Raw genomic sequence first — 249 nt, forward strand, 5'->3', positions numbered from 1 at the left:
GCTTCATCCACAACGGCTGGCCCCGGAACAGGGCGAGGATGCGCTGGTAACTGGTGGTGGTCAGGTACTGGGCCTCCTCATCGGAATCCGCCGGCACCGCAGGCACCGTCAACATGGCATAAGGCCTGTCCAGCTGAGCAGAGGGCTGAAACTGATCCCGGTAGATACGCAACGCCTCACGATACAGCCGGGGCGCAAAATGCCCGGCAAAGGCATAGGGCAAGCCACGCTGCGCGGCCAGCTGCGCGC

1 pseudogene is annotated in these 249 nt (G+C 64.3%); it reads right to left on the reverse strand.

Going from position 1 to position 249, the window contains the following annotated elements:
- Window positions 1–249 (reverse strand): annotated as a pseudogene (locus A3754_RS27525) (LLM class flavin-dependent oxidoreductase); the annotation flags it as partial.

It is taken from the genome of Alcanivorax sp. HI0083, from assembly GCF_001635175.1.